The 15757-nt window shown below is 66.4% G+C and carries 18 protein-coding genes; 7 read left to right on the top strand and 11 right to left on the bottom strand.

The window, feature by feature from the left end:
* Position 1: 1 nt before the first annotated feature.
* Both ACQY78_RS15925 and ACQY78_RS15920 read right to left on the bottom strand, forming a co-directional pair.
* Positions 2-709: a TVP38/TMEM64 family protein gene (locus ACQY78_RS15925; RefSeq protein WP_428676643.1), complete on the bottom strand. Its 708-nt coding sequence runs from the start codon at positions 707-709 to the stop codon at positions 2-4.
* Positions 710-774: 65 nt separating this feature from the next.
* Positions 775-1422, bottom strand: a complete 648-nt coding sequence (locus ACQY78_RS15920) for a glutathione S-transferase family protein (RefSeq protein WP_428676641.1) — start codon at positions 1420-1422, stop codon at positions 775-777.
* Positions 1423-1536: 114 nt separating this feature from the next.
* Between ACQY78_RS15920 and rpmH the strand changes: the two genes are divergently transcribed.
* Genes rpmH through yihA form a run of 5 tightly spaced genes read left to right on the top strand, consistent with a single transcriptional unit; the run spans position 1537 to position 4871 of the window.
* On the top strand, positions 1537-1671 hold the full coding sequence (rpmH, locus tag ACQY78_RS15915) for a 50S ribosomal protein L34 (RefSeq protein WP_068199953.1): 135 nt from the start codon (positions 1537-1539) through the stop codon (positions 1669-1671).
* A 5-nt stretch (positions 1672-1676) separates the two neighbouring features.
* Positions 1677-2048 (top strand): ribonuclease P protein component, encoded by a 372-nt coding sequence (gene rnpA / locus ACQY78_RS15910; protein ID WP_428676640.1) that lies wholly within the window; start codon positions 1677-1679, stop codon positions 2046-2048.
* 52 nt (positions 2049-2100) lie between these two features.
* Positions 2101-2367, top strand: a complete 267-nt coding sequence (gene yidD / locus ACQY78_RS15905) for a membrane protein insertion efficiency factor YidD (RefSeq protein ID WP_428676638.1) — start codon at positions 2101-2103, stop codon at positions 2365-2367.
* 24 nt (positions 2368-2391) lie between these two features.
* Positions 2392-4209, top strand: a complete 1818-nt coding sequence (gene yidC / locus ACQY78_RS15900) for a membrane protein insertase YidC (RefSeq protein WP_428676637.1) — start codon at positions 2392-2394, stop codon at positions 4207-4209.
* Positions 4209-4871: a ribosome biogenesis GTP-binding protein YihA/YsxC gene (gene yihA / locus ACQY78_RS15895; RefSeq protein ID WP_428676635.1), complete on the top strand. Its 663-nt coding sequence runs from the start codon at positions 4209-4211 to the stop codon at positions 4869-4871. The genes yidC and yihA overlap by 1 nt, the downstream gene beginning before the upstream one ends.
* 126 nt (positions 4872-4997) lie before the next feature.
* Here the strand turns inward: yihA and ACQY78_RS15890 are convergent, their stop codons facing one another.
* Positions 4998-5684, bottom strand: a complete 687-nt coding sequence (locus tag ACQY78_RS15890) for a 2OG-Fe(II) oxygenase (protein ID WP_428676634.1) — start codon at positions 5682-5684, stop codon at positions 4998-5000.
* Between the two features lie 129 nt (positions 5685-5813).
* On the opposite strand from ACQY78_RS15890, the gene argB reads away from it, so the two are divergent.
* Entirely contained in the window at positions 5814-6728 is a 915-nt protein-coding gene (argB, locus tag ACQY78_RS15885; protein WP_428676632.1) for an acetylglutamate kinase, read from the top strand.
* A gap of 48 nt (positions 6729-6776) precedes the next feature.
* Entirely contained in the window at positions 6777-7352 is a 576-nt protein-coding gene (def, locus tag ACQY78_RS15880) for a peptide deformylase (protein WP_428676631.1), read from the top strand.
* Between the two features lie 134 nt (positions 7353-7486).
* Here def and ACQY78_RS15875 read toward each other — a convergent pair whose 3' ends face one another.
* The 8 genes from ACQY78_RS15875 to ACQY78_RS15840 all read right to left on the bottom strand — a co-directional run bounded on the left by ACQY78_RS15875 (position 7487) and on the right by ACQY78_RS15840 (position 15735).
* The gene (locus ACQY78_RS15875) at positions 7487-8305 is read right to left on the bottom strand and encodes a phosphodiesterase (RefSeq protein ID WP_428676629.1); all 819 of its coding nucleotides are present in this window, start codon (positions 8303-8305) and stop codon (positions 7487-7489) included.
* Between the two features lie 10 nt (positions 8306-8315).
* Positions 8316-9365: an ABC transporter ATP-binding protein gene (locus tag ACQY78_RS15870; protein ID WP_428676627.1), complete on the bottom strand. Its 1050-nt coding sequence runs from the start codon at positions 9363-9365 to the stop codon at positions 8316-8318.
* Positions 9362-10168 (bottom strand): ABC transporter permease, encoded by an 807-nt coding sequence (locus ACQY78_RS15865; protein ID WP_428676625.1) that lies wholly within the window; start codon positions 10166-10168, stop codon positions 9362-9364. Before ACQY78_RS15865 ends, ACQY78_RS15870 begins: the two co-directional genes overlap by 4 nt.
* Before the next feature lies 1 nt (position 10169).
* Positions 10170-10988 carry an ABC transporter permease gene (locus ACQY78_RS15860; protein ID WP_428676624.1) on the bottom strand — a complete coding sequence of 273 codons (819 nt, stop codon included), beginning with the start codon at positions 10986-10988 and terminating at the stop codon, positions 10170-10172.
* A gap of 212 nt (positions 10989-11200) precedes the next feature.
* Positions 11201-12211 (bottom strand): extracellular solute-binding protein, encoded by a 1011-nt coding sequence (locus ACQY78_RS15855; RefSeq protein ID WP_428676623.1) that lies wholly within the window; start codon positions 12209-12211, stop codon positions 11201-11203.
* 4 nt (positions 12212-12215) lie between these two features.
* On the bottom strand, positions 12216-13022 hold the full coding sequence (locus ACQY78_RS15850) for a DeoR/GlpR family DNA-binding transcription regulator (RefSeq protein ID WP_428676621.1): 807 nt from the start codon (positions 13020-13022) through the stop codon (positions 12216-12218).
* Positions 13023-13547: 525 nt separating this feature from the next.
* Complete coding sequence (locus tag ACQY78_RS15845; protein WP_428676620.1) at positions 13548-14912, bottom strand: NAD(P)H-dependent oxidoreductase; 1365 nt, start codon at positions 14910-14912, stop codon at positions 13548-13550.
* Positions 14913-14934: 22 nt separating this feature from the next.
* Positions 14935-15735, bottom strand: coding sequence for a phytanoyl-CoA dioxygenase family protein (locus ACQY78_RS15840; RefSeq protein WP_428676618.1), 801 nt, complete (start codon positions 15733-15735; stop codon positions 14935-14937).
* Between the last annotated feature and the right edge of the window lie 22 nt (positions 15736-15757).

Below are 15757 nucleotides of genomic sequence, written 5' to 3'. Positions count from 1 at the left end.
CTCACGGGGAGCTCTTGCGGCGCAGGCGGGCGAAGACCACGGGCAGCAGCGCCAGCACGGCAAGCCCCAGCAGCGGCAGCAGAATGCGCCATTCGAAGATGATGCCGAGATCGGGGTGTTCGCCGCGCTTCAGCACCGCGCCGAGGCCTGCCCCGACGCTCGCATAGACGATCGAGGCCGGTACGATGCCGATCATCGTTGCGAGCGCGTAGTTTCTCAGTCGCATGCCGAGCAGGGCCGGCACGATATTGATCAGCCAGAAGGGAAATACCGGGACCAGTCTCAGGAACAGGAGATAGTTGAAATCGCTTTGCCGGAATCCTTCCTCGAAGCGCGCCAGCTTTGCGCCGGCGCGGGCCCGGAAGAGATCGCGAAACGCGTAGCGCGCGGCCAGGAACACGGCGATCGAACCCAGGGTCGCGCCGATCACCGACAGGCCGGCGCCCGCCCAGGTGCCGAACAGGAAGCCGCCGACCGGCGTCGCCAGCACGGCGACGGGTAGCGAGAAGGCCACCATGACCGCATAGGCCAGCAGGAAGGCGAGCGCCGCCAGCGGACGATGGCCGGCAACCCAGGTCGTCACCGTGGCCTTGTGGCGGACCAGCATGTCGTAGGAGACATAACGCTCGAGCCCGAGCAGCAGGAAAGCGGCCAGCCCGACCAGCAGGATCGCCACTGGCAGCAGCCGGCGCAGTGTCGACGTATCCATCTGGCCTTTCGTCTCCCCCCGCCTCGATATTGACGCCGCGGGGCCGATCCTCAAAGCACATGCTGTCACGCCTGAGTGATTGGCAAGCCGGGCTCCGTGGCGGCGACACTCGGGCGTACCTTGAATCGCTGCCACCATGTCGAGAGTCGTGGTCGTGCGGCCAGCAGTTCGGTCCCGCGCGCGGACTGCGCGAAGTACGCGACCATCGCCCCGAGATGAAGGTCGGCGAGCGAGAGGTCCGGGCCCGTCAGCCATGTCTCCGGCGCGGCCAGGGCTTCGAGCGCATCGAGCGCCCTGGCGGCGCCTTCCAGACCCTTCTCCAATTCCGCCGCATCGCCGGCCGTGCCCATATGAGGTCGAACGACGTCATGCACGAAGACCTGCCGCACCAGCGGCCAGTAGGCGTAGGCGTCGACCACGGCGATGATCTGGTCCATGCGGGCCAGCCGTCTCGGCGCCTGCGGCTGCAGCGAAGGCTGTGGGAAGGCCCGGTCGAGATAGCGGGTGATGGCGCCGGTCTCGTAGAGCGGGAAGCCGTCATGGACGAGCGCCGGGACCCGGCCGAACGGATGAAGCGCCAGATAGGCTTCCGGAACCTCGGTTGCGAACGGGTTCACCTCGACCTGGTCGTAGGCCAGGGCCTTCTCGGTCAGGACCAAGCGGACGATGCGGACGTAGACGCTGTAGCGATAGCCATGAAGAATGAGGGCCATGGGGCATCCTAGCCCTCGTTGACTCTGAAGGGGCACCCGCTTATTACCCTCGCCCACGGAATTCGCCCCCGGTGCACCGCGCGGGGGCATTGTTGTGTTTAGAGGAGTTGCGTCATGAAACGCACCTATCAGCCGAGCAAGCTGGTCCGCGCCCGTCGGCACGGTTTCCGGTCCCGTATGGCGACCGTCGGTGGCCGCAAGGTCATCGCGAACCGCCGCCGGTCCGGCCGCAAGCGCCTGTCGGCCTAGTTCGATTGGCGGCGGCGGACCTCGGTCGGCTGCCGAATCGTAGCGACTTTCTGCGCGTCCAGGCCGGGCGGCGATGTGCCATGCCCGGTTTCGTGCTGCAAATGGCACCCGTTCCGGCCGAACTCGCCAGTCCGGCCATCCGGGTTGGCTTCACCGTCAGCCGCAAGGTCGGCAATGCCGTGGTGCGCAACCGGGTTCGACGCCGCTTGCGCGAGATCGCCCGCCAGATCATCCCGCAATCGGCCCGGGCCGATCATGACTATGTGCTGGTGGGCCGTCAGGGTGCCTTGGGCCGTGACTTCGCCGCGATGCGGACCGAGCTGCAGGAGGCCCTTCGGCGCCTCAAGGCGCTCGCCGCGCCCATAGCGACGCCATGACTTGCATTGGCAGCTTGCGCCGGAGCACTTAAATCGCCAGTTTCCGGGCCGCATGATGTCCTTGGTCCTGCGCGGCGCGATTCGCTTCTACCAACTCACGCTCGCCTACTTCTTCGTCGGTGCCTGCCGCTACGAGCCCTCGTGCTCGGCCTATGCGGTCGAGGCCCTGTCGAAGCATGGCGCGTTGCGGGGAAGCTGGCTGGCCGCTCATCGCCTGTGCCGCTGCGGCCCCTGGGGCGCCGGCGGCTATGATCCCGTTCCGTCGGCCGCCGCCCGTTCGCGCGCGCCGCTTTCCTGCCACCCTGCCCGGCGCTTCTGACGCGCCACGAAAGATCGCCGACAAATGGATCAGAAGAATTTTATCGTCGCCATCGTCCTTTCGGTGCTGATCATCGTGGGCTGGCAGGTGGTGTTCCCGCCGTCCAAACAGGCGACTAACACTGCCCAGCAGCAGGCTGCGACGCAGTCCGGTGCTCCTGCCGCCCCGGCCGGTCAGCCGGGCACTCCGGGGACGCAGCCCGGTCCAGGCGCCGCGCCGACGCAGCAGCCCGTGGTCAGCCGCGGCGAGGCCGTCGCGCTGACGCCGCGTGTCACCTTCACGACGGCCGAGCTCACCGGCTCGATCTCGCTCAAGGGCGCGCGCATCGACGACGTGCAGCTGGTCAAATACCGCGAGACCATCGATCCCAAGAGCCCGCCTGTGCCGGTCCTGTCGCCGATCGGCAGCGAGCATCCCTATTATGCCGAGTTCGGCTGGTCCTCCTCGGACCCTGCCCTCAAGGTGCCGGGCCCGGAGACGGTCTGGACGGCCGAGGCTCCGACGGTGGCGCCCGGCAAGCCGGTCAAGCTCACCTGGGACAATGGCGAAGGGCTGGTGTTCGGCCTCACGGTCTCGATCGACGAGTTCTTCATGTTCGACGTGAAGCAGAGCGTCGACAACAAGACCGACAAGCCGGCGACGCTGTTCCCGTGGAGCCTCATCGTGCGCTACGGCGAGCCCAAGTTCGAGGGCATGTACATCCTCCACGAGGGTCCGTATGGCGTCTTCAACGATACGCTGAAAGAGTTCAGCTACTCCGACTTCAAGGGCAACAAGCAGCAGAAGATCGCCACCACCGGCGGCTGGGTCGGCATCACCGACAAGTACTGGATGTCGGTGCTGGTGCCTGACCAGAAGTCCAAGGTCGACGTCTCGATCAAGCAGACTGGCGCCGGCGCCGACGTGAAGTACCAGGTCGACTATGTCGCCAGCGGAGTCACGGTCGCTCCCGGTGCCAGTGCCACGACGGATGCCAAGCTGTTCGCCGGCGCGAAGATCGTGCGGGTCATTTCCGACTATGAAAGCAAGTACGGCATCCAGAAGTTCGACCTCACGATCGACTGGGGCTGGTTCTGGTTCTTCACCAAGCCGCTGTTCTGGCTGCTCGAGTGGCTCTACGTGCATCTCGGCAATTTCGGCCTGTCGATCCTGGTGCTGACCGTGATCGTGAAGGCCGTGTTCTTCCCGCTGGCCAACAAGTCCTACGCGGCGATGAGCAAGATGAAGCGGCTCCAGCCCGAGATGGAGAAGCTCAAGGAGCGCTACGGCGAGGACCGCCAGCGCATGAACCAGGAGCTGATGCAGCTCTATCGGCGCGAGAAGGTGAACCCGGCGGCGGGCTGCCTGCCGATCGTGGTGCAGATCCCGGTGTTCTTCGCGCTCTACAAGGTGCTCTACACCACCATCGAGATGCGCCATCAGCCGTTCTACGGCTGGATCAAGGACCTCTCCGCGCCCGATCCGCTCACGATCCTGACCGGCTTCGGGATGGTTCCGTGGGACGTCCCGTCGTTCCTGCACTTCTTCAACATCGGCATCTGGCCCATGATCATGGGCGTCACGATGTATCTGCAGCAGAAGCTGAACCCGCAGCCGACCGATCCGGTGCAGGCGCGCGTGTTCCAGTTCCTGCCCATCCTGTTCACCTTCATGCTGGCGCCGTTCGCGGCCGGCCTGGTGATCTACTGGGCGTGGAGCAACACGCTCTCGATCGCGCAGCAGTACATGATCATGCGCCGTCACGGCGCGCCGATCGGCGGCAAGGCGGCGCCCGCGCTTCCCGCGCCGGCGGCTCCCTCCAACGAAAAGAAGGGCGGCAAGGGCTCCGGCAAGAAGAACTGATGCCTGACAAGTCACCTGACGAGATCGACGAGGGCTATTCGCCGGCCGAGATCGAGGCGGCGCGCAAGCTGTTCGCGGGCCCCTGCGACTTCGTCTCGGGCGCCGCGTCGATCGAATCGCTGCCCGGCATCTCGCTGCCGGAAGTGGCCTTCGCCGGACGCTCCAATGTCGGCAAGTCGAGCCTGGTGAATGCGCTCACCGGCCGGCGCACCCTGGCGCGCGTGTCGGGCAATCCCGGCCACACGCGCCAGGTCAACTTCTTCAACCTCTGCGACCGGCTAATGCTGGTCGACCTGCCGGGCTATGGCTTCGCCAAGGTCTCGCGCTCGATGAAGGAGACGTGGCAGGATCTCGCCTCGGCCTATCTGCGCGGCCGTCCGACCCTGATGCGCATCTTCGTGCTGATCGACGGCCGGCACGGGGTGAAGGAGAGCGACCGCGAGACGATGCGCAATCTCGACAGCGCCGCCGTCTCCTACCAGCTCCTGCTGACCAAGACCGACTATCTGCGGGCCTCCGACGTCGCGGCCGCCGTGAAGGCCGCCGAGGCCGTCGCCCGCAAGCACGGCGCCGCCCATCCCGAAGTGCTGCCGACCAGCAGCGAGACCGGTTTCGGCATTCCCGAACTCCGCGCCGACATTTTCGCGGTCGCGCAGGTTTAGGTTTCGACCTGTCGTCCTGAGCGCAGCGAAGGACCTAGCGGAACGACCAGAGCACTCCCTTGTCGGACGTTGGATCCTTCGCTTCGCTCAGGATGACGGGGGCGTAGGTATCGCTCCGCGAATCTGTCACGCCGCGTCGTGGAAGATCAGGCCCAGGGTGAAGCGTTCGCCGTCGCGCAGGGTCGAGACGCCGTGGCGCAGGGCGGTGCGGTGCCAGCCGCGCACGCCCTTCGCGGGCCGCTCGTTCACGGCGAAGATCGCGGCATCGCCCTGCTGCAGCGGCACGACCTCGCCGCGTGACTGCATGCGGGCGCGCTGCTCGACCAGCATGAACTCGCCGCCCGTGAAGTCGCGGCCCGGGGCGCTCAGCAGCACCACGACCTGCAGCGGGAAGACCAACTCGCCGTAGAGATCGCGGTGCAGGCAGTTGTAGTCGCCCGGCCCGTAGCGCAACAGCAGCGGCGTCGGCCGGGTCTGGCCGGCCTCGTGGCATTCGCCCAGCCAGTCCTTCAGGGCCGGCGGGAAACGCCGGGGCCGTCCCAGCCGTTCGTTCCATTGGTTGGCCACTTTCGCCAGCTCAGGGTACAGCGCCTGGCGCAGCCGCTCGACGGGCGGGGGCAGGTCATAGGCGAAATACTGGTACTCGCCCTGCCCGTAGCCGTGGCGCTGCATGACGATATGTTTGCGAAACCGGGCCGGCTCGGGCCACAGCGCGGCCAGCGCGCGGCATTCCTCGGGGCCGATCAGGTTGCGCACCACGGTGAAGCCGCGATCGGCCAGGGTTTCGCTGTCGAGGGGGTGGGAAGCTGCCATGCGGACATCCTGACGCGGCAGGTCCGGTTCTTCTATCCGGGAGCCGCCTAATATATTATGCGCCTGCGCGAATTGCTCGGCCCTCTCCCGACCCGGAGAGGGCTTTCGTTCAACTGGGGATGCTGTGAAATGGCCGAGCCTGTTCAACCCGACAAGGAGCAGAAGCGGCTCATCCGCATGGCGGAGACCATCTCCAAGGCGTTGCCCTACATGCGCCGGCACAACGACGCCACCTTCGTGGTGAAGTATGGCGGCCACGCCATGACCGACCCCAAGCTCGGCGACCTGGTCGCCCGCGACGTTGTGCTGATGAAGCAGGTCGGCATGAACCCGATCGTGGTCCATGGCGGCGGCCCCCAGATCAACAAGATGCTGGAGCGGGTCGGCATCAAGAGCACGTTCGTGAACGGGCTGCGCGTCACCGACGCCCAGACGATGGAAATCGTCGAGATGGTCCTGGCCGGCTCGATCAACAAGGCGATCGTGGCCGACATCAACGAATGCGGCGGCATCGCCGTCGGAATCTGCGGCAAGGACGGCAACCTGATCCTGGCCAAGAAGGTCACGCAGATGCGCGATCCCAAGACCGGCGAGCTCCTGAAAGTGGACCTGAAGCAGGTCGGCGAGCCGGCCAAGATCAACGTCATGGTGCTGGAGCAGCTGCGCCGCGCCGACGTGATCCCGGTGGTCGCCCCGATCGGGTTCGGCGTCGACGACGAACTGACCTACAACATCAACGCCGATACCTCGGCTGGCGCCATCGCCGGTGCCATGAAGGCCAAGCGCCTGCTGTTCCTGACCGACGTGCCGGGCGTCCTCGACAAGGGCGGCAAGGTGATTCCCGACATGACGATCGAGCAGGCGCGCGCCCTGATCGCCGACGGCACGATCTCCGGCGGCATGATCCCCAAGGTCGAGAACTGCATCGATGCCGTGAATTCGGGCGTCGAAGCCGCCGTCATCATGGACGGGCGGGTGCCCCACTGCCTGCTGCTCGAGGTCTTCACCGAGGCGGGCGTCGGCACCATGGTCCGGCGCACCTGATTCGGCCCCGACCTTGAAAAGCCCCATCCTGACGCATATTTAGGCCCGATGGCTCTCCTGCCCATCCTGACCGCGCCCGATCCGCGCCTGAAGAAGAAGTCCCTGCCCGTCGACACGGTCGACGCCGGCGTGCGCCAGCTCATGGATGACATGCTGGAGACGATGTACGACGCGCCCGGCATCGGGCTGGCCGCGCCGCAGGTCGGCGTGCTGAAGCGCGTCGTCGTGCTCGACATCGACCGCGAGGACACCAAGACCGGCCCGCTGTTCATGGCCAATCCCGAGATCGTCGCGGCCTCGGACGAGGACGTCGCCTACGAGGAAGGCTGCCTGTCGGTGCCGGACCATTATTCCGACGTGGTCCGTCCCGCGACGGTGACGGTCCGCTACCTCGACCGCGACGGCAAGCAGCAGGATCTCGCCTGCGACGGCCTGCTGGCGACCTGCGTCCAGCACGAGATCGACCATCTCGACGGCGTGCTGTTCATCGACCACATCTCGGCGCTGAAGCGGAACATGATCCTGCGCAAGCTGCTGAAGGCGCGCAAGGAACAGGAACGCGACGCGGCCGAAGGCCGGCCGCCCAAGGCCCACCCGAAGGAAGACCCCGAGCACGTGATCTAGGCGGTGGCGTTCGACGCGAAGCGTCAAACACGATCAACCTTGTCGTCCTGAGCGCAGCGAAGGATCTCGCGCCAGCAACGCAGTATTTTGGTCGCTCCGCTAGGTCCTTCGCTGCGCTCAGGACGACAGGGCTATCAATCGATCAACTTGCCGTCGGCGTCGAAGAACGGATACGGGCCGTCATAGTCGCCGATTACGGCGGCATGGGTCACGAGCTGCCCGTCGTTCCACCAGTGCAGCATGAAACCCGGCGGCTCCATGCGGAAGCGGCTGGGCGCATCGGGATGGATGTCGAGCGCGACCTGATGCGCGGGGCTGGGGCAGGTCATCGCCGGGCGGCCACCGACCTGGGCGTGGATCGTGCGATGGAGATGGCCGCACAGGATCAGCTCGACCTGATCGTGACGCGCCACGATTTCGGCGAAGGCCTCGCGCCCCAGCAGGCCGATCTTGTCCATGTGGCCGATGCCGGTGACGAAGGGCGGATGGTGCATCATCACGAGGGTCGGCACATCGGGCCGCTCCGCCAGCGTGCGGTCGAGCCAGTCGAGCCGCTCGCGGCAGAGTTCGCCCCCGCCCTGTCCGGGAATTAGCGTGTCGAGGCCGACCAGGCGCAACGGATAGTCGTCGATCGCGAACTGGAGGAACTTCCCCTCGGGCGGCAGGTAGCCGCCGTCGCGGAAGGCGTCGCGCATCGCCTCGCGCTCGTCGTGATTGCCGGGGATGGCGATGATGCGCTGCTGGATCGGCGCCAGGATCGATTTCAGGTGTTCGTATTCCTCCGGTCGTCCGAGATCGACCAGGTCGCCGGTCAGCAGGACGATGTCGGGCTGCGGGCTGAGCGCCAGCAGCTCCTGCACGCAGCGCCGCAGCATGGAAGCCGTGTCGACCTTGCGATAGGCGAGCTTGCCCGGCAGCTTGATATGGGTGTCGGTGATCTGGGCGATCAGCATGGCAGGCTCCTCACAACACCAATAGGCCGCGCGGGTCGATGGCGAGCCCGACGGCGTCGCCGTGGCTGAAGTCGCGCCGCGCCGTACTCTCGATCACCAGCGGCTGCGCCTCGCCCACATCCACGAACAGGCGCGTGCGGTCGCCCAGGAAAAAGGCGGCCGCGACCGTCCCCTTGAGCCCGGTGGCCTCGCCGCTCTCGACCACGCGGATGTCTTCGGGCCGGAACAGGATCTCGGTCGCGGTGGCCGGCGCTTGCGCCCAGGCGAGGCCGCCGGCCTTGCAGGTGAAGGTGCCGTTGCTGACGCGGCCGGTCAGGCGATTCATCGTGCCGATGAATTCGGCGACGAAGCGGGTGGCCGGGCGCTGGTAGATGTCGCGCGGCTTGCCGATCTGGGCGACCCGGCCATGCTCCATGACGACGATGCGGTCGCCCAGCGCCATCGCCTCGGCCTGGTCGTGGGTGACGTAGATCGCGGTGATGCCGAGCGAGCGCAGCAGCGAATCGATCTCCAGGCGCAGCGTGTCGCGCAGCTTGGCGTCCAGCGCCGTCAGCGGCTCGTCGAGCAGCAGCGCACGCGGCCGGACCGCGATGGCGCGGGCCAGTGCCACGCGCTGGCGTTGGCCGCCCGAGAGCTGGTCGATGCGGCGATCCGCGAGCCGCGTGATCTGCATCATCGCCAGCATCTCCGACACGCGCGCCTTGATCTGGGCGTCAGGCACCTTCCGGATCTTCAGGCCGTAGCCGATGTTGCCGGCCACGGTCATGTTGGGAAACAGCGCATAGGACTGGAACACCATGCCGACATTGCGCTGCTCGATCGGCAGGTGCGTGACGTCGACCCCGTCGAACAGCACCTTGCCGCCGGCGTCGGGCTCTTCGAGGCCGGCGATGATGCGCAGCGTCGTGGTCTTGCCGCAGCCCGAGGGGCCGAGGAACACGACGGTCTCGCCGGCATGAATGGCGAGGTCGAGTGGCTCCAGCGCGCGCGTGCCGTCGGTGAAGGTCTTCGCGCAGTTGGTCAGGGCAATGGAGACGGGTTTGTTTCCGGTATCGTTCATTCGGCGTCCTCTGCCACGAACTTCGCGGGGCGCGGCTTGGCGAAGGCCTGCAGCGCCAGCAAGAGCGGCATGATCATCAGGAAGAACACGAGGGTATAGGCGCTGCCGACTTCCAGCCGCAGCGAGGCGTAGGCATCGGCGAGGCCCACGGGCAGCGTCTTGGTGAAGGGCGTGTGCAGCAGCCAGGTCATGTTGAATTCGCCCATCGACAGGGTCACGACCATCAGCGAGCCGGCGAGGATGCCCTGCCGGCAGTTCGGCAGCACGATGTCGCGGAAGCGCGGCCAGAAGCCGGCCCCGAGCGACGCCGCGCCCTCTTCGAGCGTCTTGAGGTCGATGGCGCTCAGCACCGCCAGCACGCTGCGCACCATGAAGGGCAGGGTGAAGAGAACGTGGCCCACCAGGATGAAGGCCCACGAGGTGCGGAAACCCGACAGGCTGCCGTAGGTGACGATCAGCGCCAGCGCCGTGGCGAGCCCCGGGACGGCCACCGGCAGCACCAGCATCTCCTCCAGCGCACGGGTCAGCGACGTCTGCCGCTTGGCCAGCACGTAGGCGGCGGGCACCCCGATGACGAGGGTGACGGCGAGACAGGCGAGAGCCAGGCCGATCGACAGGAAGATCGTGTCGCGATAGCCGTTCCACACTTCCATGACCCAGCGCAGGGTGAGGCCGCTCTCGATGCCGACGAAGTAGTTGACCGTGAGACCGGCCATGATCGAGAGGAACACCGGCACGACCAGGAAGGCGCAGACCAGCAGGGTGAAGCCGAGCTGGAGATAGAAGAGGCCGCGGCGCTTCATGTCAGCCTGCCGCCGCGACGCTGGAACCGGCGGCCGTGCGCGCCACCGCCAGCACCAGCCAGGTGACGATGCCCAGCACGAAGCTCAGCGCCGCCGCCATGGCGATGTTCGCCGACAAAGTGAACTCGGTGTAGATCACCATCGGCAGCACGTTGATCCTGGCGGCGAGCGTGAAGGCGGTGCCGAACGCACCGACCGCGGTGGCAAAGCAGATCGCGCCGGCCGAGATGAAGGCGGGCTTCAGGCCGGGGATGATGACGTCGAGCAGCACGCGCCACGGCGAGGCGCCGAGCGACCGCGCCGCCTCCTCGAGCTTCGGATCGAGCTTCTCGGCCGCGGCCATCACGGTGAGGATGGTGCGCGGGATGGAGAAGTAGACGTAGCCCATGAACAGGCCGGCTATCGTATAGGCGAAGACCAGCTTCTCGCCGGTCAGGGCCTGTGTGACCTGTCCGATCAGCCCCTGGCGGCCGGCCAGCATGATCACCATGAAGCCGATGACGACGCCGGGGAAGGCGAGCGGAAAGGTCAGCATCGACACGAGCAGCGCATTGCCGGGGAACTTGTGACGCTGCAGGAACACGCCCGAGATGCCGCTGATCGCCAGCGTCGCCGCCGTCGTTGCGGCCGCCACGGCCAGTGTGGACAGCAGGCTGTCGAGATAGAGCGAGTCGGTGAGGATGGCGGCATAGGCCGCCCAGCCGGTCTTGCCGCTGCCGCCGATGAAGAACAGCCGCGCCATCGGCAGCAGGAAGAAGGCCGCGAAGACGATGCCGGCCGGCAGCAGGAGAAGGATCAATCGGCGGGTTTCGTGCCGCATTCTTTGTGGTTCCTCTTGGCGCACCCTCATCCTGAGGAGGCGCCCCTCGAATACCTCGGGGTAAACTCCGCGCCGTCTCGAAGGATGGGCAACAGGCGAGGTGCTCGTGCCCACCCTTCGAGACGCGCTCCTCTGGAGCGCTCCTCAGGGTGAGGTCGTAATCGAGTGCAGCGGGGCGATGTGCTTGTCGTCGCCCCACTATACTCGTCTGATCAGTTCACTTCCTTGCGGTAGCGCTCGACGATCTGTGGCTGCGCCTTGGCGAGGTTCTTCAGGTCGACCGGCTTGGCGCGGGCATATTCCGCGTCGGGCAGGAACTTGGCCTTGGCCTCGGCCGAGAGCCGGTCGGCGAAGACCGGGCGCAGATAGGCATTGCCCCACATCGCCTGGCTCTCGTCGGACAGGACGAAGTCGAGCAGCTTCTTGCCGTTCTCGGGGTTCGGGCCCTTGTTCACCAGCGCCATCACGTAGGGGAACACCAGCGTGCCCTCCTTCGGGATCACGAACTGCACCGGCGCCTTGTCGGTGTACTGGCCGCGATAGGCGTTGAAGTCGTAGTCGAGCAGGATCGGAATCTCGCCCGAGATCACGCGGGCATACGACGTCTGCTTCGGCACGATCGGCTGGTTCTTGGCCAGTTCCTTGAAGAACTTGATGGCCGGATCGAGATTGTCGTAGGTGCCGCCCAGCGCCAGGTTGATCGCCATGACGCCGAGCTGGCCGACGGCGGCCGAGGTCGGGTCGAGATAGCCGACCATGCCCTTGTATTCGGGCTTCAAGAGGTCGGCCCAGCTCTGCGGCACCGGCTTGTTGCCCAGCGCCGCCTTGTTCACGAACAGGCCGAGCGTGCCGGAGTGGATCGTGAACCAGTTGCCGTCCGGATCCTTGAGGTCGGCCGGGATCTTGTCCCAGTTGGCAGGCTTGTAGGGCGTCAGCACGCCGGCATCCTTGGCCGGGTCGGCTGCGATGCCGCCGAGATAGGTGACGTCGGCCACCGGATTGCCCTTCTCCGCGATCAGTGCGGCGATGGCCTGGCCGGAGTTCTTGTTGTCCGGCGGCACCTGGATGCCGAGCTTGGCCTGGATGGCCTTGAGCTGCGAGCCCCAGTCGGCCCATTCCGGCGGGCAGTTGTAGCAGACGGCGCGCTGCTGGGCGGCGGCGCCGGAGATGTTTGCCACGGCGGCGATGCCGAGCGCGGCCGCGATCGCGAGATGCTTCAACATGAGATCAACCCCTCCTTGTTTGACGTGTCGTATCGATGGTGGCGCCGTCGTCCGGCCAGGACACGAGCCGGACGCCGGCATCGCTCAATTGACGCGCGATGGGCTCCGGCACCGGACGATCGGTGAACACGGCACTTGCTTCGGTGATGTGGCCGCCGCGCACCGTGCCGCCGCGGCCGAACTTGGAATGATCGAGAACCAGGAAGCGCTGGCGGCAATGGGCGGCGAGCGCGTTGCGCATCGCCACCTCGTCGGTGCTGAAGTCGAGCAGCGTGCCGTCCTCGGCGACACCGCCGACACCGTAGATGCCGATGTCGGCGGCGAAGCGGCCGAAGAAACCGTGCGCCTCGCCCGCCACCACGTCGCGGTCGAGGCTGCGCAGGCGGCCGCCGGCGACGGTGATCTCGCAGGAGGCGCTGCGGCTCAGCGCCATCGCGACGTTGAGATTGTTGGTCATGACCCGCAGGCCGGCATGGTCGAGCAGCGCCAGCGCGCACTGCTCGGGCGTCGTGCCGATGCCGAAGAACAGCGAGGCCCTGTCCGGCACCTCGCGCGCCACGAGCTGGGCGATGCGGCGCTTGGTGTCGATGTTCAGGACCTGGCGGGCGGGATAGGCGAGGTTCTCGCCCTCGGGCGGCAGCTCGACGCCGCCATGGCGCCGGCGCAGCAGGCCGCGGTCGCAGAGCAGGTTGACGTCCCGTCGGATCGTCTGCGGCGTGACGCCGAACTGAAGGGCAAGCGCCTCGATCGCCTGGAACCCGTCCCCCCGGACGCGTTCGACGATGGCGCGGGCGCGTTCTTCCGCCTGCATTCCCGGTTCCTGAGCCCGTTTCCTGTCCCGATCGATCTGCATGGTTCGAATGAACTCTGCAGACCGTTGTTTTCGTTCATATGACTTTCATATGAACATTCCGAGACGTCAAGTGAGCGGGCGAGCGAGCGCAGCTCGGCCGCTTAAACGAAACAATCGAAACGGATGTCGCACCCCCCGAGTCTTGTCAGGGGTCGACCTCGACGGAGCGGTGTTGCTCGTCGGTCCTTCTGAAAAACCCATCTGGGACAGGCTGCCAGAGCTTTTCCGCTTCAGGTCGACGCGCACCACCTCATCCTGAGGAGCGGCCGCAGGCCGCGTCTCGAAGGATCGGCAACAGGCGCGGTGCTCGTGCCCATGCTTCGAGACGCGCGCCTGCGGCGCGCTCCTCAGCATGAGGGCGGTGTGGTGATTCCATCGGACTCGGAAAGACTCCAAAGCCGTCAAATGGAGGAAAACAGGTCCCTCCATTCCGCTGCGCTCCGGGCGGAGCGACGCTTGCCCCACGCCGCCAGGGATGAAGCCTTACTGAGCCGCGATCTTCGCGGCCGCTGGGGCGAAGTCGCGTTCCATCTCGCGGCGCAGCTTCACGGCGGTCAGCGACTCGTCCATCACCACGTCGGCGTAGGTCAGCGACTGGCCGGCCTTGATCGGCTTCACCAGCTTGACGTTGTGGGCGAGGCCGAGCGGCAGGCTGCCGAGGCCGGTCGACTTCTCGGACGGGAACAGCTTGCCGTAGACCGTGTAGCCGCCCTCGCCGTCCAGGATCTCGCCGGGCTTGAGGTCGCGCTTGGCGGTGGCGATGACGTCGGCGTGGAAGCCGATCGGCGTGCCGGTCGGTTCCTTGCGCAGGCCGATCGAGGCGACCGACATGCCGACCTCGAGGCCGATCAGGTGCCAGCGCTTGTACATGACCGAGTACCGGCCGCTCGGGTCGGTCTGCAGCATGTACTCCTCGAAGCAGTTCTTCTGGTACTCGGTGGCGGCCTCGAACACGACCCACACACCCTTGCGGATCTCGTAGGGGATGGCGCGTCCGTCCTTCTCCAGCGACGAGGCGACTTCGACCTGGCCCTTGTGGTGGAGCTGGCCGCCTTCGGAGATCGGGCGCATCACGAAGGGCAGGTCCTCCACCGAGCACGGCGGGAAGGCCAGCCCGTCCGGCGCCGGCGTGAGGCCGGTGGCGTTGGCGACGGCGGTGCTCTCGATGGCGGGCTTGGAGCCGTCGAGGAAGGAGTTGAACATCTTGGGATTGAGGCCGCCGCGCTTGGCCTGTTCCTCGTTGAGGCCCCAGTACTTCCACACGGTCTCGGGCGTCGATTGCGCGAAGTGCGGCAGCCACTTGTGGCCGCGGCCGGCGGCGGTCACTTCGAAGCCGGACGTGCGGGCCCAGTCGACCAGTTCGCAGATCAGCGCCGGCTGGTCGCCATAGGCCAGGCTGTAGATCACGCCGGCGGCGGCGGCGCGCTTGGCCAGCAGCGGGCCGCAGAAGGCGTCGGCCTCGACGGTCACCATCACCACGCTCTTGCCGTGCTTGAAGGCTTCGAGCGCATGCTCGACGGCGGCGATCGGGTCGCCGGTCGATTCGACGATGATGTCGATCTCGGGATGGCTGACCAGCGCACGCCAGTCGTCGGTGAGATGGGTGCTGCCGTGCTTGCGCGCATCGGCGAACGAGGTCGCCGAGGTCACGTCGGGCTTCCAGCCCAGCCGCGCCAGGTTCTCGCGCGCGCGGTCGGGCGACAGATCGGCGATGCCCAGCAGATGGATGCCCGGCGTGGTCGGGATCTGCGATAGGTACATCGAGCCGAACTTGCCGGCGCCGATGACGCCGATGCGCAGCGGATTGGCTTCGGCGGCGCGCGCCAGAAGCATGCGATGGAGACTCATGGTTTCCTCCGGAGTTTCTTGATTATTCCGCCGCGACCTTGCGGTTGACGGCGCGGATCACCGCATCGTCTTCCCAAGGGTCGACCGGCGTGAAGTCGCGGTGCGCGATATAGTCCGGCCGCTTGAACTGGCGGATCGCGTTGCTGACCGAATTGTACGTCACATAGATGATCTGGCGATCCCACGGCGACATGTTGGGCCCGCTGCCGTGCACCAGCGTGCCGTGGAAGAAGATCGCCGAGCCCGGGCCGCCCTTGGGCGCGACGATGCCGCCCTGGTCGACCAGCTTGGCGATGGTGTCGTTGTCGATCACCCACAGCGGATAGGAGGTCGTGGTCAGGTCGTGGCGGGCCTCGATCGCGCCCTTCTTGTGGCTCTTGGGAATGAACCAGAGCGGGCCGTTGAACTCGTTCACCTCGTCGATGAACACCGCGAGGTTCATGGCGCGCGGCTCGGGCATGGCGTCGTCGGCTTTCCAGGTGCCGTAATCCTGGTGCCACTGCCAGACGTCGCCGTCGAACGCGGCCTTTCCGTTGATCTTGAACTGATGGATGTAGGTCTTGTCCTTCAGCAGCTGCTCGGCCGGCTCGACGAAGCGCGGATGGTGGACCAGCGCCTCGAACACCGGATGATAGGTGTGGACCGCGAAGGCGGTGCGCACGACGTCGCCGCTCTTCTCGCGCACGTTCTCGGGACGGCGCTGGGCAAAGACCTCGGGCACCGAGTTCTTCAGGATCTGGGTCTCTTCCGGCGAGAAATAATCGGGGAAGAAGAGATAGCCCTCTTCGTCGAATTGCTTCAGCTGCTCAGAGGTGAGCTTCATGGCGATTCCTCCTTTGCCTTGT

It is taken from the genome of Reyranella sp., assembly GCF_965279625.1.
In the GTDB taxonomy this organism is placed as follows: Bacteria; Pseudomonadota; Alphaproteobacteria; order Reyranellales; family Reyranellaceae; genus Reyranella.
The sequence above is the reverse complement of the archived record's forward strand: the minus strand, read 5'-3'. Positions and strand labels throughout refer to the sequence as shown.

Excerpts from the sequence above, each read along its gene's own strand:
- ACQY78_RS15925 (WP_428676643.1), bottom strand. The coding sequence starts at position 709 with ATGGATACGTCGACACTGCGCCGGCTGCTGCCAGTGGCGATCCTGCTG.
- ACQY78_RS15920 (WP_428676641.1), bottom strand. The coding sequence starts at position 1,422 with ATGGCCCTCATTCTTCATGGCTATCGCTACAGCGTCTACGTCCGCATC.
- rpmH (WP_068199953.1), top strand. The coding sequence starts at position 1,537 with ATGAAACGCACCTATCAGCCGAGCAAGCTGGTCCGCGCCCGTCGGCAC.
- yidD (WP_428676638.1), top strand. The coding sequence starts at position 2,101 with ATGATGTCCTTGGTCCTGCGCGGCGCGATTCGCTTCTACCAACTCACG.
- yidC (WP_428676637.1), top strand. The coding sequence starts at position 2,392 with ATGGATCAGAAGAATTTTATCGTCGCCATCGTCCTTTCGGTGCTGATC.
- yihA (WP_428676635.1), top strand. The coding sequence starts at position 4,209 with ATGCCTGACAAGTCACCTGACGAGATCGACGAGGGCTATTCGCCGGCC.
- ACQY78_RS15890 (WP_428676634.1), bottom strand. The coding sequence starts at position 5,684 with ATGGCAGCTTCCCACCCCCTCGACAGCGAAACCCTGGCCGATCGCGGC.
- argB (WP_428676632.1), top strand. The coding sequence starts at position 5,814 with ATGGCCGAGCCTGTTCAACCCGACAAGGAGCAGAAGCGGCTCATCCGC.
- def (WP_428676631.1), top strand. The coding sequence starts at position 6,777 with ATGGCTCTCCTGCCCATCCTGACCGCGCCCGATCCGCGCCTGAAGAAG.
- ACQY78_RS15875 (WP_428676629.1), bottom strand. The coding sequence starts at position 8,305 with ATGCTGATCGCCCAGATCACCGACACCCATATCAAGCTGCCGGGCAAG.
- ACQY78_RS15870 (WP_428676627.1), bottom strand. The coding sequence starts at position 9,365 with ATGAACGATACCGGAAACAAACCCGTCTCCATTGCCCTGACCAACTGC.
- ACQY78_RS15865 (WP_428676625.1), bottom strand. The coding sequence starts at position 10,168 with ATGAAGCGCCGCGGCCTCTTCTATCTCCAGCTCGGCTTCACCCTGCTG.
- ACQY78_RS15860 (WP_428676624.1), bottom strand. The coding sequence starts at position 10,988 with ATGCGGCACGAAACCCGCCGATTGATCCTTCTCCTGCTGCCGGCCGGC.
- ACQY78_RS15855 (WP_428676623.1), bottom strand. The coding sequence starts at position 12,211 with ATGTTGAAGCATCTCGCGATCGCGGCCGCGCTCGGCATCGCCGCCGTG.
- ACQY78_RS15850 (WP_428676621.1), bottom strand. The coding sequence starts at position 13,022 with ATGCAGGCGGAAGAACGCGCCCGCGCCATCGTCGAACGCGTCCGGGGG.
- ACQY78_RS15845 (WP_428676620.1), bottom strand. The coding sequence starts at position 14,912 with ATGAGTCTCCATCGCATGCTTCTGGCGCGCGCCGCCGAAGCCAATCCG.
- ACQY78_RS15840 (WP_428676618.1), bottom strand. The coding sequence starts at position 15,735 with ATGAAGCTCACCTCTGAGCAGCTGAAGCAATTCGACGAAGAGGGCTAT.